Annotated in this window: 29 protein-coding genes; 16 read left to right on the top strand and 13 right to left on the bottom strand. The window is 32.9% G+C overall.

Translation table 11 applies throughout. The features are described 5' to 3' along the window. Window positions 1-116 precede the first annotated feature (116 nt). Both IEV15_RS07485 and IEV15_RS07480 read left to right on the top strand, forming a co-directional pair. On the top strand, window positions 117-1028 hold the full coding sequence (locus tag IEV15_RS07485; protein WP_188361889.1) for an AEC family transporter: 912 nt from the start codon (window positions 117-119) through the stop codon (window positions 1026-1028). A 32-nt stretch (window positions 1029-1060) separates the two neighbouring features. Continuing rightward, entirely contained in the window at window positions 1061-2458 is a 1398-nt protein-coding gene (locus IEV15_RS07480) for an FAD-binding oxidoreductase (RefSeq protein WP_188361888.1), read from the top strand. 142 nt (window positions 2459-2600) lie between these two features. Here IEV15_RS07480 and IEV15_RS07475 read toward each other — a convergent pair whose 3' ends face one another. The 12 genes from IEV15_RS07475 to IEV15_RS07420 form a co-directional block, all read right to left on the bottom strand. Beyond that, window positions 2601-3173 (bottom strand): hypothetical protein, encoded by a 573-nt coding sequence (locus tag IEV15_RS07475; protein ID WP_188361887.1) that lies wholly within the window; start codon window positions 3171-3173, stop codon window positions 2601-2603. Window positions 3174-3218: 45 nt separating this feature from the next. Beyond that, on the bottom strand, window positions 3219-3983 hold the full coding sequence (locus IEV15_RS07470; protein ID WP_188361886.1) for an MlaD family protein: 765 nt from the start codon (window positions 3981-3983) through the stop codon (window positions 3219-3221). 6 nt (window positions 3984-3989) lie between these two features. Further along, on the bottom strand, window positions 3990-4739 hold the full coding sequence (locus IEV15_RS07465; protein WP_188361885.1) for an ABC transporter ATP-binding protein: 750 nt from the start codon (window positions 4737-4739) through the stop codon (window positions 3990-3992). Next, the gene (locus IEV15_RS07460; protein WP_188361884.1) at window positions 4736-5572 is read right to left on the bottom strand and encodes an MlaE family ABC transporter permease; all 837 of its coding nucleotides are present in this window, start codon (window positions 5570-5572) and stop codon (window positions 4736-4738) included. The genes IEV15_RS07465 and IEV15_RS07460 overlap by 4 nt, the downstream gene beginning before the upstream one ends. Before the next feature lie 209 nt (window positions 5573-5781). Continuing rightward, window positions 5782-9129, bottom strand: coding sequence for a preprotein translocase subunit SecA (gene secA, locus IEV15_RS07455; protein WP_188361883.1), 3348 nt, complete (start codon window positions 9127-9129; stop codon window positions 5782-5784). Between the two features lie 75 nt (window positions 9130-9204). Continuing rightward, window positions 9205-9426, bottom strand: coding sequence for a DUF2795 domain-containing protein (locus IEV15_RS07450; protein ID WP_188361882.1), 222 nt, complete (start codon window positions 9424-9426; stop codon window positions 9205-9207). A gap of 155 nt (window positions 9427-9581) precedes the next feature. Further along, window positions 9582-10151: a cob(I)yrinic acid a,c-diamide adenosyltransferase gene (locus tag IEV15_RS07445; RefSeq protein ID WP_188361881.1), complete on the bottom strand. Its 570-nt coding sequence runs from the start codon at window positions 10149-10151 to the stop codon at window positions 9582-9584. A gap of 89 nt (window positions 10152-10240) precedes the next feature. Then, complete coding sequence (locus tag IEV15_RS07440; protein WP_188361880.1) at window positions 10241-10699, bottom strand: hypothetical protein; 459 nt, start codon at window positions 10697-10699, stop codon at window positions 10241-10243. 130 nt (window positions 10700-10829) lie between these two features. Beyond that, a complete protein-coding gene (locus tag IEV15_RS07435; protein WP_188361879.1) occupies window positions 10830-11684 on the bottom strand; it encodes an ATP-grasp domain-containing protein in 855 nt (284 codons plus the stop codon). A gap of 186 nt (window positions 11685-11870) precedes the next feature. Further along, the gene (locus IEV15_RS07430; protein WP_188361878.1) at window positions 11871-12560 is read right to left on the bottom strand and encodes an ABC transporter ATP-binding protein; all 690 of its coding nucleotides are present in this window, start codon (window positions 12558-12560) and stop codon (window positions 11871-11873) included. A gap of 80 nt (window positions 12561-12640) precedes the next feature. After that, complete coding sequence (locus tag IEV15_RS07425; RefSeq protein ID WP_188361877.1) at window positions 12641-13462, bottom strand: O-methyltransferase; 822 nt, start codon at window positions 13460-13462, stop codon at window positions 12641-12643. A gap of 60 nt (window positions 13463-13522) precedes the next feature. After that, window positions 13523-15382, bottom strand: coding sequence for an ABC-F family ATP-binding cassette domain-containing protein (locus IEV15_RS07420; protein WP_188361876.1), 1860 nt, complete (start codon window positions 15380-15382; stop codon window positions 13523-13525). Between the two features lie 402 nt (window positions 15383-15784). Here IEV15_RS07420 and IEV15_RS07415 point away from each other — a divergent pair, with 402 nt between their 5' ends. The 12 genes from IEV15_RS07415 (at window position 15785) to IEV15_RS07360 (ending at window position 24785) form a co-directional block, all read left to right on the top strand. Further along, window positions 15785-16963: a glycosyltransferase family 2 protein gene (locus IEV15_RS07415; protein ID WP_188361875.1), complete on the top strand. Its 1179-nt coding sequence runs from the start codon at window positions 15785-15787 to the stop codon at window positions 16961-16963. A 149-nt stretch (window positions 16964-17112) separates the two neighbouring features. Next, the gene (locus IEV15_RS07410) at window positions 17113-18483 is read left to right on the top strand and encodes a dihydrolipoamide acetyltransferase family protein (RefSeq protein WP_188361874.1); all 1371 of its coding nucleotides are present in this window, start codon (window positions 17113-17115) and stop codon (window positions 18481-18483) included. Window positions 18484-18633: 150 nt separating this feature from the next. Beyond that, window positions 18634-19410: a 3'-5' exonuclease gene (locus IEV15_RS07405; RefSeq protein ID WP_188361873.1), complete on the top strand. Its 777-nt coding sequence runs from the start codon at window positions 18634-18636 to the stop codon at window positions 19408-19410. A 44-nt stretch (window positions 19411-19454) separates the two neighbouring features. Then, window positions 19455-20066 (top strand): fumarylacetoacetate hydrolase family protein, encoded by a 612-nt coding sequence (locus IEV15_RS07400; RefSeq protein ID WP_188361872.1) that lies wholly within the window; start codon window positions 19455-19457, stop codon window positions 20064-20066. Window positions 20067-20069: 3 nt separating this feature from the next. Continuing rightward, window positions 20070-20414 carry an Hpt domain-containing protein gene (locus tag IEV15_RS07395; protein WP_188361871.1) on the top strand — a complete coding sequence of 115 codons (345 nt, stop codon included), beginning with the start codon at window positions 20070-20072 and terminating at the stop codon, window positions 20412-20414. Window positions 20415-20626: 212 nt separating this feature from the next. Further along, window positions 20627-21874 (top strand): CinA family nicotinamide mononucleotide deamidase-related protein, encoded by a 1248-nt coding sequence (locus tag IEV15_RS07390; protein ID WP_188361870.1) that lies wholly within the window; start codon window positions 20627-20629, stop codon window positions 21872-21874. Between the two features lie 74 nt (window positions 21875-21948). Beyond that, the gene (gene rpmB, locus IEV15_RS07385; protein WP_026711523.1) at window positions 21949-22185 is read left to right on the top strand and encodes a 50S ribosomal protein L28; all 237 of its coding nucleotides are present in this window, start codon (window positions 21949-21951) and stop codon (window positions 22183-22185) included. Between the two features lie 26 nt (window positions 22186-22211). After that, window positions 22212-22394, top strand: a complete 183-nt coding sequence (gene rpmG / locus IEV15_RS07380; protein WP_112087260.1) for a 50S ribosomal protein L33 — start codon at window positions 22212-22214, stop codon at window positions 22392-22394. 8 nt (window positions 22395-22402) lie between these two features. Beyond that, the gene (locus IEV15_RS07375; RefSeq protein ID WP_188361869.1) at window positions 22403-22555 is read left to right on the top strand and encodes a DUF4295 domain-containing protein; all 153 of its coding nucleotides are present in this window, start codon (window positions 22403-22405) and stop codon (window positions 22553-22555) included. A 96-nt stretch (window positions 22556-22651) separates the two neighbouring features. Further along, window positions 22652-23605 carry a signal recognition particle-docking protein FtsY gene (gene ftsY / locus IEV15_RS07370; protein WP_188361868.1) on the top strand — a complete coding sequence of 318 codons (954 nt, stop codon included), beginning with the start codon at window positions 22652-22654 and terminating at the stop codon, window positions 23603-23605. Continuing rightward, window positions 23605-23904 carry a hypothetical protein gene (locus IEV15_RS07365; RefSeq protein WP_188361867.1) on the top strand — a complete coding sequence of 100 codons (300 nt, stop codon included), beginning with the start codon at window positions 23605-23607 and terminating at the stop codon, window positions 23902-23904. Before ftsY ends, IEV15_RS07365 begins: the two co-directional genes overlap by 1 nt. 23 nt (window positions 23905-23927) lie before the next feature. Next, the gene (locus IEV15_RS07360) at window positions 23928-24785 is read left to right on the top strand and encodes a sulfurtransferase (RefSeq protein ID WP_188361866.1); all 858 of its coding nucleotides are present in this window, start codon (window positions 23928-23930) and stop codon (window positions 24783-24785) included. Between the two features lie 15 nt (window positions 24786-24800). Here IEV15_RS07360 and IEV15_RS07355 read toward each other — a convergent pair whose 3' ends face one another. Next, window positions 24801-25868 carry a serine hydrolase domain-containing protein gene (locus IEV15_RS07355; protein WP_188361865.1) on the bottom strand — a complete coding sequence of 356 codons (1068 nt, stop codon included), beginning with the start codon at window positions 25866-25868 and terminating at the stop codon, window positions 24801-24803. A gap of 108 nt (window positions 25869-25976) precedes the next feature. Here IEV15_RS07355 and IEV15_RS07350 point away from each other — a divergent pair, with 108 nt between their 5' ends. After that, on the top strand, window positions 25977-26396 hold the full coding sequence (locus IEV15_RS07350) for a lipocalin-like domain-containing protein (RefSeq protein ID WP_188361864.1): 420 nt from the start codon (window positions 25977-25979) through the stop codon (window positions 26394-26396). Continuing rightward, on the top strand, window positions 26396-26692 hold the full coding sequence (locus IEV15_RS07345; protein ID WP_188361863.1) for a DciA family protein: 297 nt from the start codon (window positions 26396-26398) through the stop codon (window positions 26690-26692). Before IEV15_RS07350 ends, IEV15_RS07345 begins: the two co-directional genes overlap by 1 nt. The last annotated feature ends 131 nt before the right edge of the window (window positions 26693-26823 follow it).

Below are 26823 nucleotides of genomic sequence, written 5' to 3'. Positions count from 1 at the left end.
ATTAATTTCAAGTAGTAAAAGTAAGTAAAATCAACAAGAGATTCAAGTGATTAAAAAAAGTACCAAAAATTGAAAGAACAATTTTATAATGGTATTTTTACATTCCAATTTCAATTATGGAAAATATAATCTTGCTTTTTCTTTGTTTGGCTTTAGGAGTTGGTTTGCGATATATCAAATCTTTTCCAATAAACGGTCATATTGCTTTAAACCATTTCGTAATTTATATTTCTTTGCCTTCATTGGCGTTGTATTACATTCCAAAAATTGAAATTTCTTCAAAATTATTATTTCCGTTAGGAATAGCTTGGCTCGGATTTGCATTGTCATTTTTGTTTTTTTCAATTTTACAAAAATGGCTAGGATGGTCAAAAAAATTAACGGGCTGTCTTGTCATTACAGGCGGATTATCAAATACTGCTTTTATTGGTTATCCTGTATCGGAAGCATTATATGGTCAAGAAGGATTACAAACTGCCATTTTTGTTGATCAACCGGGGTCATTTGTGGTAACGGCCACTTTGGCTGTAGCGGCTGCTGTTTATTTTTCAAAAGGAGAAACAAATACAAAATCAATAGTTTCAAAAATTCTATTATTTCCACCTTTCATATCCTTTTTAATTGCTTGTTTTTTAAATCTATTTCAAACCGATTTCCCCGAATTAATGCAAACTGTTTTTCTAAAATTAGGAAGTACAGTGACTGCTATTGCTTTAGTTGCAGTTGGATTGCAATTAAAAATTGATAAAAATAGTCAACACTGGAATTTTTTAACTCTAGGATTATTTTTTAAATTGTTCTTAATGCCTGCTTTTTTCTTGCTTTTATATAAAATAATTTTAGGTGCAGATGGCGTTCAAATTGATGTTTCCATCATGCAATCTGCCATGGCACCGATGATAACCGGGTCAATTTTGGCTTCAACATATGGATTAAAACCTAAACTAAGTAGTATGATGGTTGGCGTTGGTATTCCATTATCTTTTTTAACGCTAGCTTTTTGGTATTGGGTATTAACAATGATATAATTTTTTTACCTTTATTGGGTTAAATTTAAAGCATGCAACTTACACAAGATATTCTCAAAAAATTAGAAATTATTGTCGGTCAATCGTTTGTTTTTACTGATGTAGAAACACGAAATCACTATGGTCATGATGAAACGGAAGATTATGTTTTTCCGCCAAATGTTGTGGTGAAACCTTCAAACGCAACTGAAATTTCTGAGATTTTAAAAATAGCCAATCAATATAAAATTCCTGTAGTTCCCATTGGCGGTAGAACAGGGTTGAGTGGCGGAGCATTATCTATTCAAGGTGGAATCGGACTATCGATGGAACGATTTAATAAAATTATATCCATTGATGAACAAAATCTACAAGTGATTACCGAACCCGGTGTGATTACACAAGTGTTACGCGAAGCTGTTTCTGAAAAAGGACTTTTTTATCCGGTTGACCCCAGTAGTATGGGAAGTTGTTTCATTGGCGGAAATGTTGCCGAAAATTCCGGTGGAGCGAGAGCTGTAAAATATGGTGTTACCAAAGATTATGTTTTGAATTTAGAAGTGGTTTTGCCAACCGGAGATATTATTTGGACCGGAGCCAATACATTGAAAAATTCAACAGGATACAACCTGACTCAATTGATAGTTGGGAGCGAAGGAACGCTGGGAATTGTCACTAAAATTGTTTTGAAGTTACTTTCCAAAAACACGCATAACGTATTGATGTTAGTTCCGTTTTATAAAGCTAATGAGGCTTGTGAAGCGGTTTCTGCCATTTTTAGAGCAGGAATTGTACCTAGTGCATTAGAGTTTATGGAACGCGATGCCATTGATTGGGCAGTAGAATACATTGATGGATTGAATGTGCAAGTGAAAAATGAAATTCAAGCTCATTTACTCATTGAAGTAGATGGAAATTATCCTGAAATTTTGTTGGCTGAAGCCGAAAAAATAATGACAGTGGTGGAACAATTTCAAATTGATGACATTCTTTTTGCCGATACCGAAGACGAAAAAAATGCCTTGTGGAAAATGCGGCGAAGTATTGCAGAAGCGGTCAAATCGAATTCAATTTATAAGGAAGAAGATACGGTTGTGCCGCGTTATGAATTACCAAAATTATTAGATGGAATTAAATCCATCGGAAAAAAATATGGTTTTAAATCCGTTTGTTATGGTCATGCTGGCGATGGAAATTTGCATGTGAATATTATAAAAGGAAATATGTCAGATGAAAATTGGCAAACAGAAGTGCCAAAAGGAATTAAAGATATTTTTGAATTAACGGTTTCATTAAAAGGCACACTTTCAGGAGAACATGGTATTGGATATGTGCAAAAAGATTATATGAGTATTGCTTTTAGTAAAACTCATTTGGAATTAATGGAACGAATAAAATTTGTTTTTGATCCGAATGGAATTTTAAATCCAGGCAAGATTTTGCCGAGTTAATCCCGTTTATTTTTCTTTTCTCTTTTCTCCTCTTTTTTTTCTTTTGGAGTTTTAAGAGGTTCTTTTTTAACTGTTTTCCGAACGTCTTTTCCTTTAGCCATGAGATTTGTTTTTATAATCTATTCAGTAAAGGTATGATGTTTTAATTCAATCCGAGTTCTTTTTTTATAGATTCATTAAAAATCATTTCAAAAATCCTACTTTGACTACGGTCATAATTGATAAATTTCCACACGTTGTTAGTCAATTCATCAGTTACTGCAATCATGATTTCTTCACCTTCTAAATAAAATCCATTTCTTGATTTTTCAAAAGTAACTTTCTTATTTTTCATATTTTCAGTGAAGGTATTGGTCATTTGAGTAATTTGTTCTGTCGATAACGGTTCTTCAAAAATAATTCGCATCGCACTGTTATAGGTTATAACACAAAATGTTTTGTTTTCTATTTTTTTTATTTCAGAAAATGAAAATTTTGGATCAGGAAAAACAAGTCTGATGCGTAAAACGTCATTTTGAAAGGCCTCATCCATGCTTTTCAATAAAACTTCTTTGGATACAACTTCAAATATTTTAGGATAAGTAAAGTCTAAAACTTTCTCAAAATCCATATTATAAGAGGCATCATACATTGATTTGCTGTCTCTTTTTAAATCATCTACAGATTGTGCAATTGAAAATGTTGTAATTAAAAGGAAAGCTATTATTGATTTCATGACAAAGTTTTTTTTCAAAAATAAGCATCTTTACGAAAAGAAGTGTTAATTTTTATTTAATGCTGCTTTCTTTTTTTCTTCTTCAATTTTTCTTTCTTTTTCCTTTTTTTCTTCAGCAGCTTTTTTTGCTTTTAGAGCGGCTCTTTCTTTTCGTTTAAAAAATCCTCTTAGTAAAAAATTTTCTTTGGCAGCTTCCATGTTTTCATCTAAACCTTTTGAACTACTTTCAAGGTTTGACATAGTTTGGCTTAAGTTTTCTGCGATTTTTGTATCATTGATCAATCTACCTAGAGTTCCTTCTCCTTCATTTATTGTGATCATAATTTCTGCTAATTCATCTGAAATTATTTCTGCATTTTCGGCAGTAACTTTTAAACTAGCAATTATTTCATCAAGTTCAATGGGCTCATTCGAAACAAGTGCATCACCATCTTTAGCAAAGTTTGCATTACTGGTTCCTTGTGATATTTGAAGTAGTTTGTCGCCAATTAACCCTTCAGATCCAATACTTACTTCGCTGTTTGATTTAATGAATTTTTGAACATCATTTTTAATAAACATTGTAACACTAACGGTTGAGTCATTAATAATTGTTACCGCATCTACTGTTCCAACATTAATTCCTGAAAAGCGGACTTTGTTTCCAACCTGTAACCCACTTACATTATAAAAAGTGGTGGTTAGTGAATAAACCGGATTAAATAAGTTTTTTTGTTTACCAATTAAAAATATTGCTACAACAAAGATGAAGATGCCAATCGCTATAAAAAGGCCTAATCGTATTTTGAAATTTTGTGAATGCTCTTTCATATTATTTTAATTAAAAAATGATTGGATTAATTGTTCGTTAGATGCTTCGAATTCATTTAATGTACCTTCTTTAAAAACCAAACCATCGTTTAACATTATGATTCGGTTGGCTGTTTTTTGAGCACATTTAATGTCGTGAGTAATAATTATCGATGCTGTTTTATATTTTTTTTGAACCTCTACAATCAACTCACTAATTTCGTTTGATGTAACAGGATCAAGTCCGGTTGTAGGTTCATCATACAACATAATTTTTGGATCAATAACTAAAGTTCTTGCAAGACTAATTCTTTTTCTCATTCCACCCGAAAGTTCAGAAGGCATTTTGTTGATTGCATCGGCCAGACCAACATTTTCAAGCACTTCTTTTACTTTTTCTTCTATTTGACTTTCGGTTAACTCTTTTTTTATTCTACGTAATGGAAATTCGATGTTTTCTTTAACTGTCATCGAATCATATAAAGCTCCTCCTTGAAACAGAAAGCCCATTTTTTCTCTAATCAAAGCTAGTTTTTCACCCGAAGCAGAAGTCATATTTTCATCAAACACGGTTATTGAACCACTATCAGTTGGTAATAATCCGACGAGACACTTTATTAAAACGGATTTTCCTGTTCCTGATTTACCGAGAACAACTAAATTTTCACCTTCAAATAATGACAATGAAACGTCTTTCAAAATCAAATCGGCACCAAATGATTTTTTGAGATTTGAGATTTCAACCACTTTTTTTCTATTTGTATTTTCGGTCATCATATAATCATATCAGTAATTTGAACAGCAATCATATCAATTATGATTACTAATAAAGAGGCTAGAACAACAGCAGAATTTGCTGCTTTTCCAACACTTTCTGTACCTCTTCCTGCATTAAATCCTTTATAACAACCCACCAAACCAATAGCTGCTCCAAAAAAGAAAGTTTTGATTATGGCTGGAAATAAATCGATGAATTCAACATGTCTAAAAGCTTGTGAAAAAAACAAAACAAATGAAACATCACCTTTGATATTTGCACCAAGCCAACTTCCCAAAATTCCTAAAGCATCTGCATATAAAACCAACAACGGAATCATCAATGTTGCTGCTAAAACTCGAGTTACTATAAGAAATCGAACGGGATTGGTAGAAGAAACTTCCATGGCATCAATTTGTTCAGTTACTTTCATGGAACCTAATTCTGCTCCAATACCTGAACCAATTTTTCCGGCACAAATCAAAGCCGTAATAACGGGACCCATTTCACGAATAATAGAAAGAGCAACCATACTTGGTAACATCGTTTCTGCTCCAAATTTTAATAAAACAGGTCGTGATTGGATAGTAAGCACCAAACCCATAATTGTTCCTGTAATTGAAATAAGTGGTAGCGTTTTATAACCTATTTGATAACATTGTTTTATAAACTCTTTGAATTCAAAATCACGCGAAAAGGTTTCCTTGAAAACTAAAATCAAAAAAAGGGTAACATCGGATATTTTAGAAAAAAAGGAAAAAGCTTCTTCCTTTTTAGCTATAGATTTTTCACTTAAAGCGATAATTCGTCCTTTAGTTTTAGTAATCGATGCATTTGCAATGTCATTCCTCATAGTTGAATTCTTTTTATACTATCTTATTTACAATTTCGATTTTAAGGATAAAATTTATAAAATTTGGATGATGTAAAGGTGAAAAAATTCAACATGGAAAGTGTTACATAACTTTGTTTTATAATTACATGATTAATATATGAATGAACTAACAAAAAAAATCCCCAATTGAAAAACAATTGAGGATTACATTTTTGAATTACTTTAGTTTAGTGAACCAAAACCCATTCGCCACCGGCAATCATGCTTTCAGCTTTTTTAAATTTCATGGTTTCAGTTTTGCCACTCATTACATGTTTTATAGTAACAGTATCGTTTCTATTAATCTTTGGAGCATCTCTAACTATAGTCTCAGTTACATGTTGACGTTGTGTTTGACCTGCTTCACGATTTTGAGCTGCTAATGTGTCACTGTTTGGTATTTCGTCTTTAGATGTTTTGTAGTTTTCTTTTTGACGAACTTCCCTAGCTTCACTAATATTAGCATTTTGATTTGGTAAATCGCCTTTAAATAAGAATGAAATAACTTCTTTATTCACATTATCCAACATGGCTTTGAATAAATTGAATGCTTCAAACTTATAAATTAGTAAAGGATCTTTTTGTTCGTGAACCGCTAATTGAACAGATTGCTTCAATTCATCCATTTTGCGAAGATGCTTTTTCCAAGCTTCATCAACAATGGCTAAAGTGATGTTTTTTTCAAAATCAGTAACCAATTGACGACCTTCTGATTCATATGCTTTTTTCAAATCGGTAACAACGTTCAAAGTTTTGCTACCATCAGTAAACGGAACAACAATTCTTTCGTATTGGTTGTTTGGATTTTCAAAAACATTTTTAATAATCGGATAAGCTTCTCTGGCATCACGACCGTTTTTCTCTTGATAATAATTTAATGCCGCTTTATAAACTTTTCCGGTTAATTCGATTTCAGTTAATTTATTGAATTCACTTTCTGAAACCGGAGAAGTGATTGAAAAATAGCGTATTAATTCAAATTCAAAATTCTTGAAATCGTTTGATAATTTATTTGCAGTAATAATATTTTCGCAAGTGTCATAAAGCATGTTTGCAATATCTACTTTCAAACGTTCCCCGTGAAGAGCATGTCTTCTTCTTTTGTAGACTACTTCTCTTTGAGCATTCATAACGTCATCATATTCTAATAAACGTTTACGAACACCAAAATTGTTTTCTTCTACTTTTTTCTGAGCTCTTTCAATAGACTTGGTCATCATTGAATGTTGAATTACTTCACCTTCTTTCAATCCCATTCTATCCATAACTTTTGCAACTCGTTCTGAACCAAACAAACGCATTAAATTATCTTCTAACGAAACATAAAACTGTGAACTTCCCGGATCTCCTTGACGACCGGCACGACCACGTAACTGTCTGTCTACACGTCTGGAATCATGACGTTCTGTTCCGATAATGGCCAAACCACCGGCTGCTTTTACTTCAGCAGATAATTTAATATCGGTTCCACGGCCTGCCATGTTGGTTGCAATGGTTACAACTCCCGGATTTCCTGCTTCGGCTACAATTTCAGCTTCTTTTTTATGCATTTTCGCATTCAAGACATTGTGTGGAATGTTACGCATTTTCAACATTCTACTCAATAATTCTGAAATTTCAACTGAAGTTGTTCCAATTAAAACAGGTCTTCCGGCTTGAGATAATTTTGTTACATCTTCAATTACAGCATTGAATTTTTCACGAGTGGTTTTATAAATCAAATCTTCTTGATCTTTTCTTGCCATCGGACGGTTGGTTGGAATTTCTACCACATCCAATTTATATATTTGCCAAAGCTCTCCCGCTTCAGTTACAGCAGTACCGGTCATACCGGCAAGTTTGCTATACATACGGAAATAATTTTGAAGCGTAACCGTAGCAAATGTTTGTGTTGCTGCTTCAATTTTTACATTTTCTTTGGCTTCAATTGCTTGATGTAAACCGTCTGAATAACGACGACCGTCCATGATACGTCCGGTTTGTTCATCAACAATCATGATTTTATTGTCCATGATTACATATTCCACATCTTTTTCAAAAAGGGTATATGCTTTCAATAATTGCGTTAGCGTATGAATGCGTTCAGATTTAATTCCAAAGTCTTGAAAAAGTTTTTCTTTTTCTTCAGCTTCAGCATCTTTTTCTAATTTCATTTTTTCGATACGGGCAATTTCAGTACCAATGTCAGGAAGTATAAAGAAACTTTCGTCTGTATCTTTTGATAAGAATTTAACACCGTTATCGGTTAATTCAACTTGGTTGTTTTTCTCTTCAATCACAAAATACAAAGCTTCATCAACTTTTGGCATTTCGCGATTGTTATCTTGCATATAAAAATTTTCAGTTTTTTGAAGTAATTGTTTAATTCCTTCTTCACTCAAAAATTTTATAAGTGCTTTATTTTTTGGAAGTGCACGATAAGCTCTTAATAAACTAAATCCGCCTTCTTTTGTGTTACCTTCTTTAATGAGTTTTTTGGCTTCAGTTAAAAATCCAGTAGCTAAATTTCGTTGAAGTGTTACTAAGTTGTCAACTTTTGGTTTCAATTCATTAAATTCATGTCTGTCTCCTTGCGGTACCGGACCCGAAATAATTAATGGCGTTCTGGCATCATCAATTAAAACCGAATCGACCTCATCGACAATGGCATAATTGTGCTTGCGTTGTACCAAATCTTCAGGAGAATGAGCCATATTATCCCTTAAATAATCAAAGCCAAACTCGTTGTTAGTTCCATAAGTAATATCAGCTTCATAAGCTTTTCTTCTTGCTTCAGTGTTTGGTTGATGATTATCAATACAATCAACTGTTAAGCCATGAAATTCAAAAATAGGAGCTTTCCATGTGCTATCACGTTTTGCTAAATAATCATTAACAGTAACCAAGTGAACTCCGTTTCCGGTAAGAGCATTCAAATAGAGTGGAAGCGTGGCTACTAAAGTTTTTCCTTCACCTGTTTGCATCTCGGCAATTTTACCTTGATGTAAAACCACACCACCGATCAACTGGACATCATAATGAATCATGTCCCACGTAATTTCTTTACCTGCGGCGTTCCATGAATTTAACCAAACAGCGTTGTCACCTTCAATAGAAATATAGGATTTTGTAGCAGAAAGTTCAATATCTTTTGGCGTTGCTTTTACAACAACTTGTGTGTTGTCTTTAAATCGTTTTGCAGTTTCTTTTACAACAGCAAAAGCTTCAGGAAGAATTTCTAATAATGTTTTTTCAGAATTATCGTAAGCTTCTTTTTCTAAGTTATCAATTAAAACATAGAGATCTTCTCTTTTGTCAAAATCTGAAACAGATTCAACTTCTTGCTTCAAAGCTGCAATTTTTTCATCTTGAGTAGATCGAGACGATTTAATTTTTTCTTTAAAGTAAGCCGTTTTTGCTCTAAGTTCATCATGAGAAAGAGAACCTAAGTTGGCTTCAAAAGTTTTTATTTTTGAGATCAACGGCTGAATTGCTTTGACATCTTTTTCTGATTTGTCTCCTACAAAAGCCTTTAGTATACTATTTAAAATGCTCATATTTTTTTATTATTGAATGCAAATTTATACAAAAAAAAAGCCTCTAATGAGACTTTTTCGGGTTAGTTTTTATTTTTAATATTCATCCTCATTCCAAAGATAATCTTCGTCAGTTGGATAATCCGGCCAAATTTCTTCCATTGATTCATATACTTCACCTTCGTCTTCAATAGATTGAAGATTTTCAACCACCTCCAATGGAGCACCGGTTCGGATGGCATAATCAATCAATTCATCTTTAGTGGCTGGCCACGGTGCATCACTTAAATACGATGCCAATTCTAATGTCCAATACATCTGCTAGCGGTTTAATTTTATGCAAAAATAAATTTATTACTGAAATAGTCAAGTAAAAATTGGTTTATTTTACTGTAAAAGTTAAGAACGTGTTTTTTTTGTTCAATTTTTGGGTGATTATTATCAATTTTAAATCATAATCTGACCCCTAATTTTTATTTTCTCGGAATCCATTTTACTTCATCCGCTTTTAAGTCATGTGACAACTTTCGTGCCAACACAAAAAGATAATCAGAAAGGCGATTTAAGTATTTTAAAACCTGCTCATCTGTCGGTTCTAATTCGTGAAGGTGCACTGATAGGCGTTCCGCTCTTCGGCAAACACATCTTGCAATATGACAATATGACACAGTTGTATGTCCGCCAGGAAGGACAAAATGCGTCATTTGAGGCAATGAATCGTTCATCGAATCAATTTCATTTTCTAATAATTGAATGTCTTCTTCAGAAATTCTATTGATGTTTAATCGCGGTTGCCCATTTTTTAAAATTTCTTTTTCCGGAGGAGTAGCTAAAATTGCTCCAACGGTAAAAAGTCGGTCTTGCACTTCAATTAAAACATTTTTATACAATTGATTGATGTTTTGATCCCGAATCAATCCAATGTGTGAATTCAATTCGTCCACCGTTCCGTAGCTTTCAATACGTATGTGGTTTTTGGGAACACGTGTTCCGCCAAAAAGTGCAGTGGTTCCGCTGTCGCCGGTTTTGGTGTATATTTTCATTTTATAAGTAGCTGAGGTTCTGAGTTGCTAAGATACTGAGTTTATTTTTATTTAATCTTTAATTTCAAAATTGATAATACTTTGTGTTATCAGTGTGTTTTTTGCTTTTTTATTTTGCCATTTTGATCATAATAAATCCATGTTCCTATTTTTTTACCATTTCTTCTTTTCTCACTAGAATAGAGATAAGTTTTTTTATGGTTTTTTAAAATTTTGTAGTCCTTAATTTCAATTTCATAAATATGGTCTTTTTTGTATTTTATAAAATCTTCAATAGTTTTAGCATTTGTTTCAAAATATTCCAATTTAGTGCATGAAATAAGGTTATTAGACTTATCAAAATGTTTTGTGACTAATGGTAAACCATAAGGATTATAAATTGTTTGAATATGTTTTCCGTTTTTATAATGGTAAACGCTTTTACCCGCGGGTATTGATATTTCTTCGTTATTATATTTATAAATTATTCTTTTGAAACTATATTCAATTTTTCCATTTTTATAAGAAGAAGTTTCAGTTATAGAATCTAAGGCTTTTAAATTGTTCATTATTGACAGGTAGTTTTCACCTTGTTGTGAATAACAAATTCCAAGTGATGAAATATATAATAATAGTAAAATTAGTGGTTTCATTTTTACAATTTGATTATCAAATATACTATCCAATATTTTTTTTTAACTAAGTAACTCTTAAAAACCCTTCCACAAATCGCTCTCTCGCTCCATCGGCCAAATCAAAATACAAATCGGGTTCAATGAGTTCGATTTCCATCAAGTGAAGTTTATTTTCGATAACAATGCCATCAACACGAGCATAAAGTAATTTTTCAGGAATTTTTGATACAACTAATTCTGCTTGTTGCAATAAATCATCATTAGGCTGAATTAAACTGTATTTTCCACCGTATTGAATTTGAACTCTAAAATCATTTTTAACAGGTTTTTTGTTGACAGCGTGCGAAAATTTCCCATTAAAAAAGATGAAAGATGATTCACCTATATCTTTTATTTCCGGACGAAATTCTTGTAAAAGAAAATCTTTGGTTTCAAAATGTTCGTTGAATTCTTCTTGAATCGATTCTAATTCACTTCGATCAATTAATTTGGTCAAATAACTTCCAGCTGAAAACGCTGGTTTAATTACAATTTTCTCCCAATTCTCGGGAATTAAATTCCGTAAATTTTGAGTTGAATTTTTTTCTAAAAAAATCGTTGGAAGTATTGAAATTCCATCTTTTACTAATTCTTTTAAATAAAATTTATGTTTGTTTTTTTGAATGACGGAGATCGGGTTGAATGTCTTGATTCCTAATGATTTGATTTTATCCAACCATAAATTAAAAGTAATTTCTTTTTGATAATAATCCCAGGTGTTTCTGAAAATGAGGTAATCAAATTCCGTCCAATCAATTGATTCATCATCCCAAACAACAGCTTTAGCCTGTATGGAATATTGAGCAAATAATGGAATTAATTTTTGATCTGATTCTAAAAGTTCAGGTAAACGAGCACAGGTTAAAATGCCTATTTTCATTTTAAGTCTTGTTTCTTTTTGGAGTAATAATTGGTTTTGAAATTTTTATTTCGGCGATTGTTTCTTTGTTTATTCGCCATTCTTGAAACAAGAACTACTGCTGCAAAAAGCACAACTATTGCTATAATTAAGGTTTTCATAATTGGATTGTAACGATGTAAACAAAGTTACAAAAATGGAAGTTTATTATTTTACTTTTTCATCTTTTTCAACCAACCCATCACGCAATCTAATAATTCTGTGGGCATGAGCAGCAATATCTTCTTCGTGTGTTACAACAATGACAGTGTTTCCGTTAGCATGAATTTCATTAAATAAATTCATGATTTCTTCGGATGTTTTGCTATCTAAATTACCGGTTGGTTCATCAGCAAGAATAATAGAAGGTTTGTTTACTAACGCTCTTGCAACAGCAACACGTTGTCTTTGACCACCTGATAATTCGTTGGGTTTGTGATCCATTCTGTCCGAAAGTCCAACTTGAGTTAGTACCTCAGTGGCTCTTATATTTCTATCTGATTTTGAAAATCCGGCATAAACCATAGGTAAAGCTACATTGTCTAATGCTGTTGTTCTTGGCATTAAATTAAAAGTTTGAAAAACAAAACCAATTTCTGTATTTCGGATATCTGCCAGTTCATCATCATCCATTTGGCTCACATCTTTTCCATTCAAAATATAAGATCCGGAAGTTGGTGTATCCAAACAACCTAAAAGATTCATTAACGTTGACTTTCCTGATCCCGATGGACCCATTAACGCCACATATTCCCCTTTATTAATTTCTAAATCAATGCCTTTTAAAACATAAATGATTTCACTTCCCAAAACAAAGTCTCGTTTTAGATTGGTTATTTTAATTAATGGATTTGCCATGTTTAATTGAGAATTTAGAAATTTGAATTCAGAAATTATAATTTTCTTATAAGTAGAAAAAAATCGGACTTTGTTACAAATTAAATCCTAATTCGTTCAAAAATATAAGAACTGATGTTTTTATTTGGGTTGATGATGAAATGCTCTTTCACTTGTTCTTTTCTAAAAAATACAATCCCCCATTGAAAGGTATCAATTGTAACGGTAACTTTTGGATGACTTTTAATTATTTCCCAAGCTTCCTCCATGTCTTTTGACCAATGAATGTCATCGAAAATCCATACCGAATTGTTTAAAATGGTTGGTAATAAACGTTCAAAGTAGTCTAAGGTTGCTTTTTTAGAATGATTTCCGTCAAAGTAAATAAAGTTGTAAGTTGTTGGTTGTCGGTTATCAGTTGTCAAAAAGTCTTCAAATTTTGTGTTTACAAATTCAACATTATTTAAATTTTGTAATTGACATTGATTTTTTGCAATTGCCATTGTTTGTGGACATCCTTCTAACGTAATTATTTTCGAATTTTTATTTCCCAACGAAAGAGCAATTGTAGCCAATCCCAACGAAGTTCCTATTTCTAAAACACTTTCCGGTTGAAAATAGTTCGTAATTCTAAACATTAATTCTGCTCTTTTCGGAGAAATTCCGGCATTTTTTGCAATTTGATTGATGGCTCTTTTATTGCTTTTAAATACTCGTGAACCGACACCAAAATCGGTTACTTCAATCGTGTTTTTGTTTGCTAAAAGTGAATTTCGATAATCTTGTAAAATGGAATATTCGGGATATTTCTTTTCATCATAAAAACATTTCGTCACCAAATCAAATACAAATGGAGAGTGAACTCCGTGTTGATTTTTGGAGTTCCATAGGAAATTCAGGTATGATTTTATAATTTGTATCATTTCTCGCAAAGTCGCAAAGACGCAGTTTTTCTTGGCGACTCTTCGTCTTTGCGAGCTAAATTACTCAATTTTCGAAGAAAGTTCAAACCACCGTTCTTCCTTTTCTTCCAATTTCTTTATAATCACTTGCAACTCATTCGCTTTTTTCTCAATTGCATCATCAGTTACTTTTCCATCAGCAAATAATTGTTCGATTTGCTTTTTCTCAAATTCCAAATCTTTGATTTCTCGTTCAATTTTCTGAAATTCTTTTTGTTCGTTAAACGATAAATTTCCAACCGGATTATTTTGTTTCCAAGCTTTTTTATCGGCTTTGTTTTCTTCTTTCAAGGCAACATCGGCACTGTCTTCATACGCTCTGAAATCGGAATAATTACCTGGAAAATCTTCAATTTCACCTTCGCCTCTAAATACAAATAAATGATCTACGATTTTATCCATAAAATAACGATCATGAGAAACCACTAGCAAACATCCGGGAAAATCCAGTAAAAAGCTTTCCAAAACATTCAACGTTACGATGTCTAAATCATTCGTTGGCTCATCCAAAATCAAAAAGTTCGGATTCTGAATCAAAACCGTACATAAATACAGGCGTTTTAATTCGCCACCACTCAATTTTTCTACAAAATCATATTGCTTTTTCGCATCAAAAAGAAAACGTTCCAGCAATTGTGAAGCCGAAATAATTTTCCCTTTCGTGAGCGGAATATATTCACCGTACTCCTTAATAATATCAATTACTTTCTGACCTGGTTTTGGGTTGATGCCGCTTTGTGTATAATAACCAACTTTAATCGTTTCGCCAATCACCACTTTTCCGGCATCGGGCAACATCGTTTTGGTCAAAATGTTTAAAAAAGTCGATTTTCCTGTTCCGTTTTTTCCAATAATTCCAATGCGTTCGCCACGCTGAAAATCATACGAAAAATTCTCAAGAATCACTCGGTCTTTGAATTTTTTATATAGTTTATGAAGCTCAATAATCTTGCTTCCCATTCTTTCCATATTGATTTCAAGCTCGACCACATTTTCTTTTCGGCGACTCTCGGCTTTTTCCTTAATCACATAAAAATCATCCTGACGAGATTTCGATTTGGTAGTTCTCGCCTTCGGTTGACGACGCATCCAAGCTAATTCTTTCACAAAAAGATTCTGTGCTTTGTCAATACTTGCATTTTCAGAAGCAATTCGTTCTTCTTTTTTCTCTAAATAATAGGAATAATTTCCTTTGTATTGATATAATTTTCCGTTGTCTAATTCGATGATTTCATTACAAACACGTTCCAAAAAGAAACGGTCGTGAGTTACCATAAACAACGTGATATTTTCTTTGGCAAAATAACTTTCCAACCATTCAATCATCTCCAAATCTAAGTGGTTTGTAGGCTCATCCAGAATTAACAAATCCGGTCGATTAATCAAAATTATCGCCAAGGAAAGTCTTTTTTTCTGTCCACCCGAAAGACTTTTGACTTTCAATTTAAAATCTTCCAACTTCAATTTAAACAAAATTTGCTTGAATTGTGTTTCAAAATCCCAGGCATTGTGTTGGTCCATTAAATCAAACGCTTTTTGATACGCTTCTTCATTTTCAGGGTTTTCCAACGCTTTTTCATACTGCTCAATCACTTTCAACGTTTCATTATCGCTGGCAAAAATGCTTTCTTCAATCGTCAACTCATCTTGCAACTCATTTTTTTGCGATAGAAAAGCCATTCGGATATTTTTTCGAACCACAACCTGACCTGTATCCGGTTCATCAAAACCATTAATGATGTTCATAATGGTTGTTTTTCCCGAACCATTTTTTGCAATAAAAGCAATTTTCTGGTCTTTGTTAATGCCAAACGAAATATTGTCAAACAACACGCGTTCGCCGAAGGATTTAGATATATTTTCTACTGAAAGGTAATTCATGAAATGTGAGGATGTGGCATTTTGCCAATTAATCAGAGGTTTTTAAAAGGCAAAAGTAGTTTTTTACCTTCACACGGACAATGTTTTTAAAATGCAAACTATAAATAGCTCTCTTTTTTTGTAATTTTATGAATGTTTTTTCATTATCCAAACATTATATATGTATTTCAATTTTCATTCTCTTTGTGTTAGTGGTTGGATGAAGGGTGGGGGTACCACAACTATGGCTTTACTATGGGATTACTATGGGATTACTATGGGATTACTATGGAGTTGCCATGGACTTACAATTTTAAATAGATGAAATTAACATAGCGATGAATAAATATCATTTTATTATTTGTTTTTTTGAACAATATAAAAAATCCGATAGATTTAAATAAGATGCTGTAAATTTGCCCTATGCAACTATCCGTCATCATCCTTAATTACAATGTTCGCTATTTCCTCGAACAATGTGTGCTCAGTGTTCAAGACGCTTTGCAACACGTTGACGGCGAAATAATTGTGATTGATAACAATTCATCCGACGATAGTTGTCAAATGATGAAAACCCGTTTTCCACACATCAAACTCATTGAAAACAAAGAAAACACCGGTTTTCCAAAAGGAAATAACATAGGAGTAGCCGAAGCAAAAGGCGAATACCTCTGCATTCTCAATCCCGACACCGTAGTGGCAGAAGATACTTTTACCAAAATTCTGAACTCTCAACCCGCAATCCGCAACCCGCAACTCGGAATAATCGGTTGTAAGTTAATTGACGGCACCGGAAATTTCCTCCCCGAGAGCAAACGCGGCATTCCAACACCTTGGGTGGCGTTTACAAAAATCTTCGGGTTGTATAAAATTTTTCCGAAAGCTCAATTATTTAATCAATATTATGCTCAGCATTTAACTGAAAATCAATCCGGAAAAGTAGAAATTTTGGTGGGAGCTTTTATGCTAATGAAACGTGATTTATACAATGAAGTAGGCGGATTTGATGAAAATTGTTTTATGTATTCCGATGATATTGATTTGAGTTATATGGTGTTGAAAAAAAATAAAACCAATTATTATTTTGCCGAAACCACCGTCATTCATTACAAAGGCGAAAGTACCGTGAAAGACGAAACCTATATGAAACGATTTCAAGAGGCAATGGATTATTTTTATACCAAACATTTCAAAAAATCAGCTTTTTTTAGTGTTTTTATGAAAGTTGGCAGTTTCTTTTTTGCTTTTTTAAAGAAAAATAAAACATCAGAATCAAAAAGACGAATTGAGAATTATTTTTTAATATCTCAAAATGAGTTATTAAAAGAAAAACTTGAAAAATTGTTAGGAAAAAATATCAAACAGCTTACAACCTCCTTTAAAAATGAATTACCTTCGCTTTTAAAAGGAATAAATTCAAACATTGAAATCATTTTTGATCAGAACGATATACCTTATTCAAAAATCATTTCCGTAATGGAATCATGTAAAAGTGAAAAAGTAACATTCAAAATTATCCCCAATCAAAGTAATTTTATGATTGGAAGCAACAGCAGCAACGACAGGGGAGAAGTTATGAAGATTGAAGATTGCAGAATTTGATTTTTGAATTTGATATTGTAATTGACTTTTGACATTGACATTGCAATTGACTTTTGAAGTTGAATAAAATTATTGATAATTATAAAAATCAATCCTTTTTTTAGTAATTTCGCAAACTGAAACAAGAAATAAACCTTTAGGTTAAAGATATGGCAAAATTTGAATTGAAATTGCCCAAAATGGGTGAAAGTGTTGCCGAAGCAACAATTACCAATTGGCTTAAAAAAGTTGGAGAGAAAATCGAAGCCGATGAAGCTGTCTTGGAAATAGCTACTGACAAAGTTGATAGCGAAGTTCCATCTGAAGTTTCAGGTACATTGGTGGAGATTCTATTTCAGGTGGATGATGTTGTTCAAGTAGGGCAAACTATTGCTATTATTGATACAGAAGGAGGTAATGCTCCGGTAGCATCGCCAGTTGTTGAAGAAACTCCAATTGTTGAAGTGGTTAAAGAAATCGAGAAAACAATTGAAGTTGCCAACGAAATTGTACAACCCGTTGAGCCGGCGGCAGTGGATTTTTCTTCATCAGAAAAATTCTTTTCGCCATTAGTAAAAAATATTGCTAAAGAAGAAGGTGTTTCCATCTCCGAATTAGAAAAAATAAACGGTTCAGGAAAAGAAGGTCGTGTAACCAAAGATGATATTTTGTCTTACGTAAAAGATAGAGCTAATCAACTTGTTGCGGCTCCAAAACCAGCAGCTGCTATTGCCGAAACTCCAAAATCGGAAGTAAAAGTTGAAACATCTAAAACAGAAACTCCAAAAGCAGAATCAACTCCAGAGAAAAAAATTCCGGTTTCCGTAAACGGTCAAGACGAAATCATCGAAATGGATCGTATGAGAAAATTGATTTCCGGATATATGACCACATCCAAGCAAACTTCTGCTCACGTGCAGTCGTTTATTGAAGTAGATGTCACTAATATTGTAAACTGGAGAAATAAAGTGAAAGATGCTTTTGAAAAAAGAGAAGGCGAGAAGTTAACTTTTACACCAATATTCATGGAAGCCGTGGCAAAAGCCATTAAAGACTTCCCGATGATTAATATTTCTGTTGAAGGCGATTATATCATCAAAAAGAAAAACATCAATTTAGGAATGGCTGCTGCATTACCAAACGGAAACTTAATTGTTCCTGTAATCAAAAATGCAGATATGCTTAACCTTGTCGGTTTAACAAAAACAGTAAACGATTTAGCCAACCGTGCTCGAAATAACCAATTGAAACCTGACGAAATTCAAGGCGGAACGTATACAGTTACCAATGTGGGAACTTTTGGTAGCGTTTTCGGAACACCAATTATCAATCAACCGCAAGTAGCGATTTTAGCCTTGGGAGCCATCAGAAAAGTTCCGGCTGTTATTGAAACTCCAACTGGGGATTATATAGGTATTCGTCACAAAATGTTCTTATCACACAGTTATGATCATCGTGTGGTAGATGGTTCATTAGGAGGACAATTCGTGAAACGAGTAGCCGATTATCTTGAAGGTTTTAGCGAGAACAGAGAATTTTAAAGCATAACAAAACCATATTTAAAACCCTTTCACGATTAAAAAGTTGAAAGGGTTTTTACTTTTAAAAAACTTAAAAAACTCCTAAAAAAAAGAAACCAATCGTTCAAAGGTAAAGTCAAACTCTTATATTTGCCTTTCTAAAATTTATAAATGGAACTTAAATTAAACAGACCAATTTGCTTTTTTGACCTTGAAACAACGGGAGTTGATGTTGCTAAAGACAGAATTGTTGAAATCTCCATTTTCAAAGTTTTTCCAAATGGAAATAAGGAAAGTAAAACATGGTTGGTTAATCCGGAAATGAAAATTCCTTTTTTGTCCACACAAGTTCACGGAATTACAGATGAAAAAGTAGCGAATGAACCCACTTTTAAAGAACTTTCCGGTCAGGTTTACAACATGATTAAAGATTCAGATTTAGCCGGTTTTAATTCCGACCGATTTGATATTCCATTATTAGCAGAAGAATTATTGCGTGCCGGAGTTGATTTTGATATGAAAAACAGAGTATCAGTTGATGTTCAAACCATTTTTCATAAAATGGAAGAACGGACTCTTAGTGCAGGATATAAATTTTATTGTGGTAAAAGTTTGGAAAATGCTCATTCTGCAGAAGCTGACACTATGGCCACTTATGAAATTTTAAAAGCTCAGTTAGAACGTTATCCTGAATTAGAAAACGATATGAAAATGCTTTCTGAGTTTACTACCCGAAAAAAATCAGTCGATTTTGCCGGATTCATAGCACTTAACGATAATGGACAGGAAGTTTTTTCCTTTGGAAAACATAAAGGAGCTTTAGTTGAAAAAGTATTAGAAGAAGAACCCGGCTATTTCGGTTGGATTCAAAATGCCGATTTTCCATTATATACCAAAAAAGTCCTCACTGCTATTAAATTAAGAAAATTGAATAATAAGTTAACCTAATAACCCTCAGTTTCTCAGAACCTTAGAGCCTCAGCACCTTAAAAATGAAAATAATCTGCATTGGAAGAAATTACACCAAACACATCGAAGAGCTTCAAAACGAGCGACCTGATGAGCCTGTGGTGTTTTTAAAACCAGATAGTGCGGTTTTACTCAAACAACATCCGTTTGTGATTCCCGAATTTAGTGATGATATTCATCATGAAGTGGAACTATTAGTGAGAATTAATAAAGTTGGAAAGTACATCGATGCTAAGTTTGCTTCGAATTATTATGATGAGATAGGTTTAGGAATTGATTTTACAGCTCGCGATTTACAAGCTAAATTAAAAGAAAAAGGATTGCCTTGGGAAAAAGCAAAAGCATTTGACGGTTCAGCGGTAATTGGTAGCTTTTTATCGAGAAAAAATTTCAATTCCATAGAAAACATTAATTTTGAACTGAGAAATAACGGTAATGTAGTACAAAAAGGCAATACCAGCCATATGTTATGGAAAATTGATGAACTTATTTCTTATGTTTCACAATTTTTTACACTCAAAATTGGCGACATTATTTTTACCGGAACACCTGAGGGTGTGGCAAAAGTAAAACCAAACGATATCCTTGAAGGATTTATAGAAGAACAAAAATTATTTCGAATACAAGTAAAATAAAAAATGGCATTACATTATAATTTGGCCAAGGTTTATGCACTTTCAGACAATGATCCTGAATTTGTATATCAAATCATCACACTTTTTGTAAATGAAGTTCCTGAAGATTTAAAATTTATCAAAAAGGGTATTGAAGATAAAGACCATAAATTAGCTTACAGCTATGCTCATAAAATAAAACCAACTCTTGATTTATTAGGATTAAACGTGGCCTACGAAGAGAACCTTTTGGTGATGGAATGGACCAAAAGAGAGGGTAAACGTAAAGAGATAAAAGAGGTTTTCAAAAGTATTGAAGATCAAATTGACAAAGCGGTCAAAGAAATTCACAAAGATTTCGATCTATAAGGATTTATTTTGACTATAAGTAAAATGCAGTCAGGTTTATTGCAATTTCGATAGTTATTGGTATATCCGGATGCCTTTTTTGTCAAAAAAATTGGTTTTTTAGTTACGCTTTTTACTTTTTATCTGCCAGCTTAATGCATGGTTTGGGTTAGAATAGTTGCTAAGTTTAGCAAATAATATCTCAGAAACTCAGCACCTCAGAAACTTCTACAATGAAAGCAACCATTATCACAATTGGTGATGAAATTCTTATCGGACAAATCACTGATACCAATTCCGGCTATATTGCAAAATCATTAGATAAAATCGGAATTCAGGTTCACGAAATGGTATCTATTAGTGATGAAAAATCACATATTTTAGAAACTTTTTCTAAAGTACAAGACCAAATTGATTTTGTTATCATTACCGGAGGTTTGGGGCCAACAAAAGATGATTTGACTAAGCTTACTTTTTGTACTTATTTTGAAGATATATTGGTTAAAAATCTGCAAGTAGAAAATCACATTGTTGCTTTATTTGAAAAATTAAATTTCAGAGTTTCGCAAGTCAATCTTGATCAAGCATTAGTGCCTTCAAAATGTGTGGTTTTACAAAATGATTATGGAACGGCACCAGGAATGTGGATGCAAAAGGGGAAAACAGTTTTTGTGTCATTGCCCGGAGTTCCTTATGAAATGAAAGCAATTGTTGCAAATCATCTAATTCCAAAAATAGTTAGTGAGTTCAAGCGTCCCTATGTTCTGCATAAAACTATTTTAACTTACGGACAAGGAGAAAGTATTGTAGCAGAACGCATTGAGTCATTTGAAGATAATTTGCCAAGTTTTGTAAAATTAGCCTATTTGCCGAGTCCGGGTAGAGTTCGATTGCGATTAACAACACGAGGATTGGATGAAGACCTTCTTATAAAAACCATAAATGAGTTAGTGTTACAACTTCACGAATTGATAGGTGATATTATTGTTGGATTTGAAGAGGATGAAAGTATAGAAGTTGTTTTAGGAAAGTTACTTAGTAAAAAAGGATTTACGCTGTCAACTGCAGAAAGCTGTACTGGAGGAAAGATTTCAGAAACCATTACTGCAATTCCGGGTTCGTCAGATTATTTTAGAGGAGGCGTTGTCACCTATGCCACCGATACAAAAGTAGCTTTGCTTGGAGTAAATGAATCAACAATAGAAGCATTTTCAGTTGTAAGCAAAGAAGTTGCAGAAGAAATGGCACTTGGTGTTCAAAAAATTTTAAATTCCGATTTTGCCATTGCAACTACTGGAAACGCAGGACCTGCAAAAGGAGAAGCTCAGGCAGATTTGGGAACGGTTTGTATTGCCATAGCTACACCAAAAGGTGTTTTTTCGGAAGCTTTTTATTTTGGTCAGCCCCGTCAAAAAGTGATAGAAAGATCAGTAAATAAGGGACTTGAGTTGCTTTTAAAAGAAATTTTAAAAAACTACTAAAATTTGTTTGTGTAATAGATTAGTTTTTTGTTTCTTTGCACCCTGATTTTGAATAACGATAAAAGATAAGCATAATGTCAAGAGTTTGTGACCTTACAGGTAAAAGAGCGATGGTAGGAAACAATGTTTCTCACGCGATGAACAAAACTAAGAGAAAATTTTCTGTAAACTTAGTTAAAAAACGTTTCTATCTTGCTGAAGAAGACAGATGGATTACGTTACGAGTAGCTGCATCTACTATTAAAACAATTAATAAAAAAGGGTTAGCCGCTGTATTGAAAGATGCAAAAGCAAACGGATTTATTTCGTAATTTTACCCTATTAAATATACAGAAAAATGGCAAAGAAAGGCAATAGAATCCAAGTAATTTTAGAGTGTACAGAGCACAAAACTTCAGGAGTTCCTGGAACGTCTCGTTATATCACTACTAAAAACAAAAAAAATACACCTGATAGATTAGAGATTAAAAAGTTTAATCCAATCTTGAAAAAAGTAACTGTTCATAAAGAAATTAAATAAGATAAGAAATGGCAAAGAAAACCGTAGCAACGTTACAAACAGCGTCAAAAAGATTAACTAAAGCCATTAAAATGGTAAAATCTCCAAAAACAGGAGCTTATACTTTTGTAGAATCAGTAATGGCACCAGAACTTGTAGATGGTTTCTTGAAAAAGAAATAATCTGCATTTAAGACTATATAGCAAAGCTACTTTCGTTGAAAGTAGCTTTTTTATTTTTATATTTGCCACAGAAATTCAACCATTAAAATTAAAAATATGAGTTTTTTCAAACGAATATTTTCTTCCGAAAAAAAGGAAACTTTAGATAAAGGATTAGAACAAACTAAAACATCATTTTTTTCTAAATTAACAAAAGCAGTTGCGGGAAAGTCAACCGTAGATGAAGATGTATTGGATAATTTAGAAGAAGTATTAATTTCTTCAGATGTTGGCGTTAAAACTACTTTAAAAATAATTGATCGTATTGAAGAACGTGTCGCTAGAGACAAGTATTTGGGGACAGATGAGCTCAATAAAATTCTTCGTGAAGAAATCTCAGGTTTGTTGTCAGAAACAAATTCAGGTGAAGCAACAGAATTTGAAGTTCCAGTAAACAAAAAACCTTATGTAATTATGGTTGTTGGTGTGAATGGAGTTGGTAAAACTACAACAATTGGAAAATTAGCCTATCAATTCAAAAAAGCAGGTCACAAGGTGGTTTTAGGTGCTGCTGATACTTTCAGAGCTGCTGCTATTGATCAATTGCAAATTTGGGCTGATAGAGTAGGTGTTCCAATCGTAAAACAACAAATGGGAAGTGATCCTGCATCTGTTGCATTTGATACCTTACAAAGTGCGGTTACTCAAAATGCAGATGTAGTTATTATTGATACAGCAGGACGTTTGCACAACAAAGTTAACTTAATGAATGAATTAACTAAAGTTAAACGTGTGATGCAAAAAGTGGTTGGCGATGCTCCACACGATGTTTTATTGGTTTTGGATGGTTCTACTGGTCAAAATGCATTCGAACAAGCTAGAGAGTTTACTGCAGCTACAGAAGTTTCTTGTTTAGCTGTTACCAAATTAGATGGAACGGCAAAAGGTGGTGTAGTCATTGGAATTTCAGATCAATTTAAAATTCCTGTAAAATATATTGGTGTAGGTGAAGGTATAGAAGACCTTCAAGTGTTTAACAAATATGAGTTTGTAGACTCTTTTTTTAATTAATGGAAAATCAAGAACCGGTTGTATTTAATAAGTATTTGGTGTCCTTGACCAAAATTGTTTCTGTCTACAGTTTCTTTTTTGTTTTATTGAAATCAATAGCCATCATTCGAGGAGCTTGGATGATTCCTAATATTATTTTAGCCATTCCCTTCATCATCATGGGGATTTTAACGGCATATACAGTTATTTACAAAAAGTATTCTTGGATAATTACAATTATTACTGTAGCACTCATTATAGCTGTTCGTTATTATGAATATGATTTGGTTTATTTTTTACAAGATAAATACGGGAATTAACTCAAAAAGTATTTAAAAAAATAATGCTTAATAAAGTCACTCCGCTTATACAAGTTTATGAATTAAAAGAACTCGGCAATAGTGAAAATTTAGTTATTCTTGATGTAAGCAACGGAAAAGATGCTAAATCCAATTACAATAAGAAACATTTAGACGGAGCAATTTTCGTAGATTTAAATTCACAACTTACTCATATAAAAATGGATGTTTCAATTGGAGGAAGACATCCTTTGCCATCCGTTGAATATTTTTCTAAACTACTTGCAAGTTTAGGAATTACACCTGAAAAGCATATTGTACTTTACGATGGTAAAAACGGTTCAAATGCTGCTGCTCGAATGTGGTGGATGTTAAAATCTATCGGACACAAAAAAGTTCAAGTGCTTAATGGTGGTTTGCAAGAAGCTGAACGACATAATTATCCAACAAATTCTAAAGAAGAATTTTCTATCCCAACTAAGGAATACAAAATTGAAAATTGGAAACTACCATTGGCTACCATTGATGAAGTTGAAAAAGCGTCAAACAATCAAGATTATTTGATTATTGACGTTCGTGAAGCTACTCGATACAATGGTGGATTTGAACCTATTGATTTAATTTCCGGTCACATTCCCAATGCAATCAATATTCCGTTTTCAACTAATTTAGATGAGAATGGCCTTTTCTTATCACCTAAGTTACTGAAAGAAAAATATAGTAATGTCTTTGAAAATAAAAATTCAAATAAAATTATAGTACATTGTGGTTCTGGTGTTACAGCATGTCATACACTTTTAGCAATGGATTATGCTGGATTTGAAATTCCAAAATTGTATGTTGGTTCGTGGAGCGAATGGAGCAGAAACAACAAATCAATCGCGACAAATCAATCAATATAAAATTTTAAACAAAGGCTAATTAATCACCGCATTAATTTTTTGCCATAATTGATTATCAAAATCAGACAAAGCAAAATTTTCTTCATCGGCAACTTCTCCTAAACGGATAACTACCATTTTTTTACTTGGAATAACATAAATTTTTTGGTCATTTTTCCCCAAACCACTAACCATGTCAGCCGGAGCACTCGGTATTAAACTACCGGAAAATTGAAATTGCGTTTGTGGTAATCTATAACTTTCTTTACCGTTTAACCACCACATATAACCATAGGCTTTGTTTAAATTTTGAGAAGTTGAAATTGCATTTGTCATATAAGTTTCGGGAATTATTACTTCATTTTCCCATTTCCCTTTGTTCAACGATAGTAGTCCAAAACGAGCCATACTGCGGGTTGTACTCCAATAAACACTCAATCCACCTAATGGAATCCAAGTGCCGCTCATGCCAATTTTATCTCTCAATTTACTATTGAAATAAGAAGGCCAAGTTTGATTTGAAGCTTCTGCAACAACATCTTGAAGTTTCACATATACATTATGATAAGCCCAACGAGAGCCTGCATCTGCAACATATTGTAGATTTGCTGGCGAAACATCATCTCCCAAAGTTTCATTTAAACCGGATGTCATCGTTAAAAGATGCCAATTCGTAATCAAATTTTCTTTAACCAAAGGTGCCGATGTCCAACCTGTTCCCAAATAATCCGAAACTTTATCATCTCTATCGAGTAAACCTTCTTTTTGAGCAATTCCAACCGTTGCAGTAGTTAATGTTTTTCCGGCACTTGCCCAATACCATGGCGAAGTTGCGGTGTGACCGTTGAAATAATTTTCCATCACAATGCGACCATTTACTAAAACAATGAAACCTTTAGTGTGTTTTTCTTCTAGAAAAGTTAATAAAGGTTGTACTTGACTTTCATTCCAACCTAACTCACTCATGGGTTTGATTTCCCAAATATTTCCTGAAATTGGTGGAAAATATATTGTATCAGTTGGAATGTCTTCCGACGAAGCAGAGTCAGAAGAACAATTCAAAAGTACAAACGATAACAAAATAAGTGGAAAAAAGTTCTTCATAATTTACTATTTTATGTCAACTTAGACTCAATCTTTTTAAAAAGGTTTAGTCAAATTTACTTTTTATTACTTCAAAATAATTGTAATTTTAAACTTTATTTTAAAACGATGAAACCACTTTTTTATTCCCTTCTTTTTTTGATTGTATTGATTTCTTGTCAAGAAAAAGTTTCTCCAGATTCTATTTCAAAAATAAATGGTTATTGGGAAATTCAAAAAGTACAATTACCTGATGGTCAGGAAAAAGAGTATTCAATAAACGAAACTGTTGATTATATCGAATGGAATGACGAAAAAGGTTTCAGAAAAAAAGTAAAACCACAATTTGATGGCAAGTTTTTGACAAATGATGAATTCGAAACCATTCAAATTAAAGATAGTTCCGATATTTTTCAAATTCATTATAAAACTGATTTTGACCAATGGAGCGAGGAAATCGTATCGTTATCCGATAGTATTTTAGTACTCAAAAACAAGCAAAATTTAGAATATCATTATAAACGATTCAAACCCATTTCTATCCAATAATGGCCAAGCGATTAAGTAACGAAAGTCCGATTTCCGATGTACTCAAAGCGTTTATTGAAAATAATAAACTCCAATCCGGTATGGACAAAATCGACGTTGAAAAAGCTTGGAAAGAACTCATGGGAAATGGCGTAAACACTTATACTAAAGAAGTTATCTTGAAAGGAACTACACTTTACGTCACCTTAACTTCGGCTGTTTTGCGTGAAGAACTTAGTTATGGAAAACAAAAAATAATTACAATGCTCAATGAAGAGCTACGAAAGGATGTAGTGAAAGAGTTGGTGTTGAGATAGTAGTCTGTTGTCTGTTTTTCGAAATATATGCTAACATTTGTTTTCAAAAAATAAAAAATCCCACTTCAACTTGAAATGGGATTTTTGTATTTTTCGGATAACCGATAACCGATAACCGATAACCGATAACC

Source organism: Flavobacterium orientale, from assembly GCF_014638005.1.
Classification (GTDB): Bacteria; Bacteroidota; Bacteroidia; order Flavobacteriales; family Flavobacteriaceae; genus Flavobacterium; species Flavobacterium orientale.
This window is presented reverse-complemented; position numbering and strand designations above follow the sequence as displayed.

Bases quoted from the DNA above. Each gene is read 5' to 3' on its own strand.
- IEV15_RS07440 (WP_188361880.1), bottom strand. From the start codon at position 10,699: ATGAACAATTTAAAAGCCTTAGATTCTATAACTGAAACTTCTTCTTAT.
- secA (WP_188361883.1), bottom strand. From the start codon at position 9,129: ATGAGCATTTTAAATAGTATACTAAAGGCTTTTGTAGGAGACAAATCA.
- IEV15_RS07395 (WP_188361871.1), top strand. From the start codon at position 20,070: ATGGCATTACATTATAATTTGGCCAAGGTTTATGCACTTTCAGACAAT.
- rpmB (WP_026711523.1), top strand. From the start codon at position 21,949: ATGTCAAGAGTTTGTGACCTTACAGGTAAAAGAGCGATGGTAGGAAAC.
- IEV15_RS07435 (WP_188361879.1), bottom strand. From the start codon at position 11,684: ATGAAAATAGGCATTTTAACCTGTGCTCGTTTACCTGAACTTTTAGAA.
- IEV15_RS07360 (WP_188361866.1), top strand. From the start codon at position 23,928: ATGCTTAATAAAGTCACTCCGCTTATACAAGTTTATGAATTAAAAGAA.
- ftsY (WP_188361868.1), top strand. From the start codon at position 22,652: ATGAGTTTTTTCAAACGAATATTTTCTTCCGAAAAAAAGGAAACTTTA.
- IEV15_RS07350 (WP_188361864.1), top strand. From the start codon at position 25,977: ATGAAACCACTTTTTTATTCCCTTCTTTTTTTGATTGTATTGATTTCT.
- IEV15_RS07430 (WP_188361878.1), bottom strand. From the start codon at position 12,560: ATGGCAAATCCATTAATTAAAATAACCAATCTAAAACGAGACTTTGTT.
- IEV15_RS07405 (WP_188361873.1), top strand. From the start codon at position 18,634: ATGGAACTTAAATTAAACAGACCAATTTGCTTTTTTGACCTTGAAACA.
- IEV15_RS07450 (WP_188361882.1), bottom strand. From the start codon at position 9,426: ATGTATTGGACATTAGAATTGGCATCGTATTTAAGTGATGCACCGTGG.
- IEV15_RS07390 (WP_188361870.1), top strand. From the start codon at position 20,627: ATGAAAGCAACCATTATCACAATTGGTGATGAAATTCTTATCGGACAA.
- IEV15_RS07375 (WP_188361869.1), top strand. From the start codon at position 22,403: ATGGCAAAGAAAACCGTAGCAACGTTACAAACAGCGTCAAAAAGATTA.
- IEV15_RS07345 (WP_188361863.1), top strand. From the start codon at position 26,396: ATGGCCAAGCGATTAAGTAACGAAAGTCCGATTTCCGATGTACTCAAA.
- IEV15_RS07485 (WP_188361889.1), top strand. From the start codon at position 117: ATGGAAAATATAATCTTGCTTTTTCTTTGTTTGGCTTTAGGAGTTGGT.
- IEV15_RS07480 (WP_188361888.1), top strand. From the start codon at position 1,061: ATGCAACTTACACAAGATATTCTCAAAAAATTAGAAATTATTGTCGGT.
- IEV15_RS07400 (WP_188361872.1), top strand. From the start codon at position 19,455: ATGAAAATAATCTGCATTGGAAGAAATTACACCAAACACATCGAAGAG.
- rpmG (WP_112087260.1), top strand. From the start codon at position 22,212: ATGGCAAAGAAAGGCAATAGAATCCAAGTAATTTTAGAGTGTACAGAG.
- IEV15_RS07460 (WP_188361884.1), bottom strand. From the start codon at position 5,572: ATGAGGAATGACATTGCAAATGCATCGATTACTAAAACTAAAGGACGA.
- IEV15_RS07425 (WP_188361877.1), bottom strand. From the start codon at position 13,462: ATGATACAAATTATAAAATCATACCTGAATTTCCTATGGAACTCCAAA.
- IEV15_RS07445 (WP_188361881.1), bottom strand. From the start codon at position 10,151: ATGAAAATATACACCAAAACCGGCGACAGCGGAACCACTGCACTTTTT.
- IEV15_RS07465 (WP_188361885.1), bottom strand. From the start codon at position 4,739: ATGATGACCGAAAATACAAATAGAAAAAAAGTGGTTGAAATCTCAAAT.
- IEV15_RS07470 (WP_188361886.1), bottom strand. From the start codon at position 3,983: ATGAAAGAGCATTCACAAAATTTCAAAATACGATTAGGCCTTTTTATA.
- IEV15_RS07475 (WP_188361887.1), bottom strand. From the start codon at position 3,173: ATGAAATCAATAATAGCTTTCCTTTTAATTACAACATTTTCAATTGCA.
- IEV15_RS07415 (WP_188361875.1), top strand. From the start codon at position 15,785: ATGCAACTATCCGTCATCATCCTTAATTACAATGTTCGCTATTTCCTC.
- IEV15_RS07410 (WP_188361874.1), top strand. From the start codon at position 17,113: ATGGCAAAATTTGAATTGAAATTGCCCAAAATGGGTGAAAGTGTTGCC.
- IEV15_RS07365 (WP_188361867.1), top strand. From the start codon at position 23,605: ATGGAAAATCAAGAACCGGTTGTATTTAATAAGTATTTGGTGTCCTTG.
- IEV15_RS07355 (WP_188361865.1), bottom strand. From the start codon at position 25,868: ATGAAGAACTTTTTTCCACTTATTTTGTTATCGTTTGTACTTTTGAAT.
- IEV15_RS07420 (WP_188361876.1), bottom strand. From the start codon at position 15,382: ATGAATTACCTTTCAGTAGAAAATATATCTAAATCCTTCGGCGAACGC.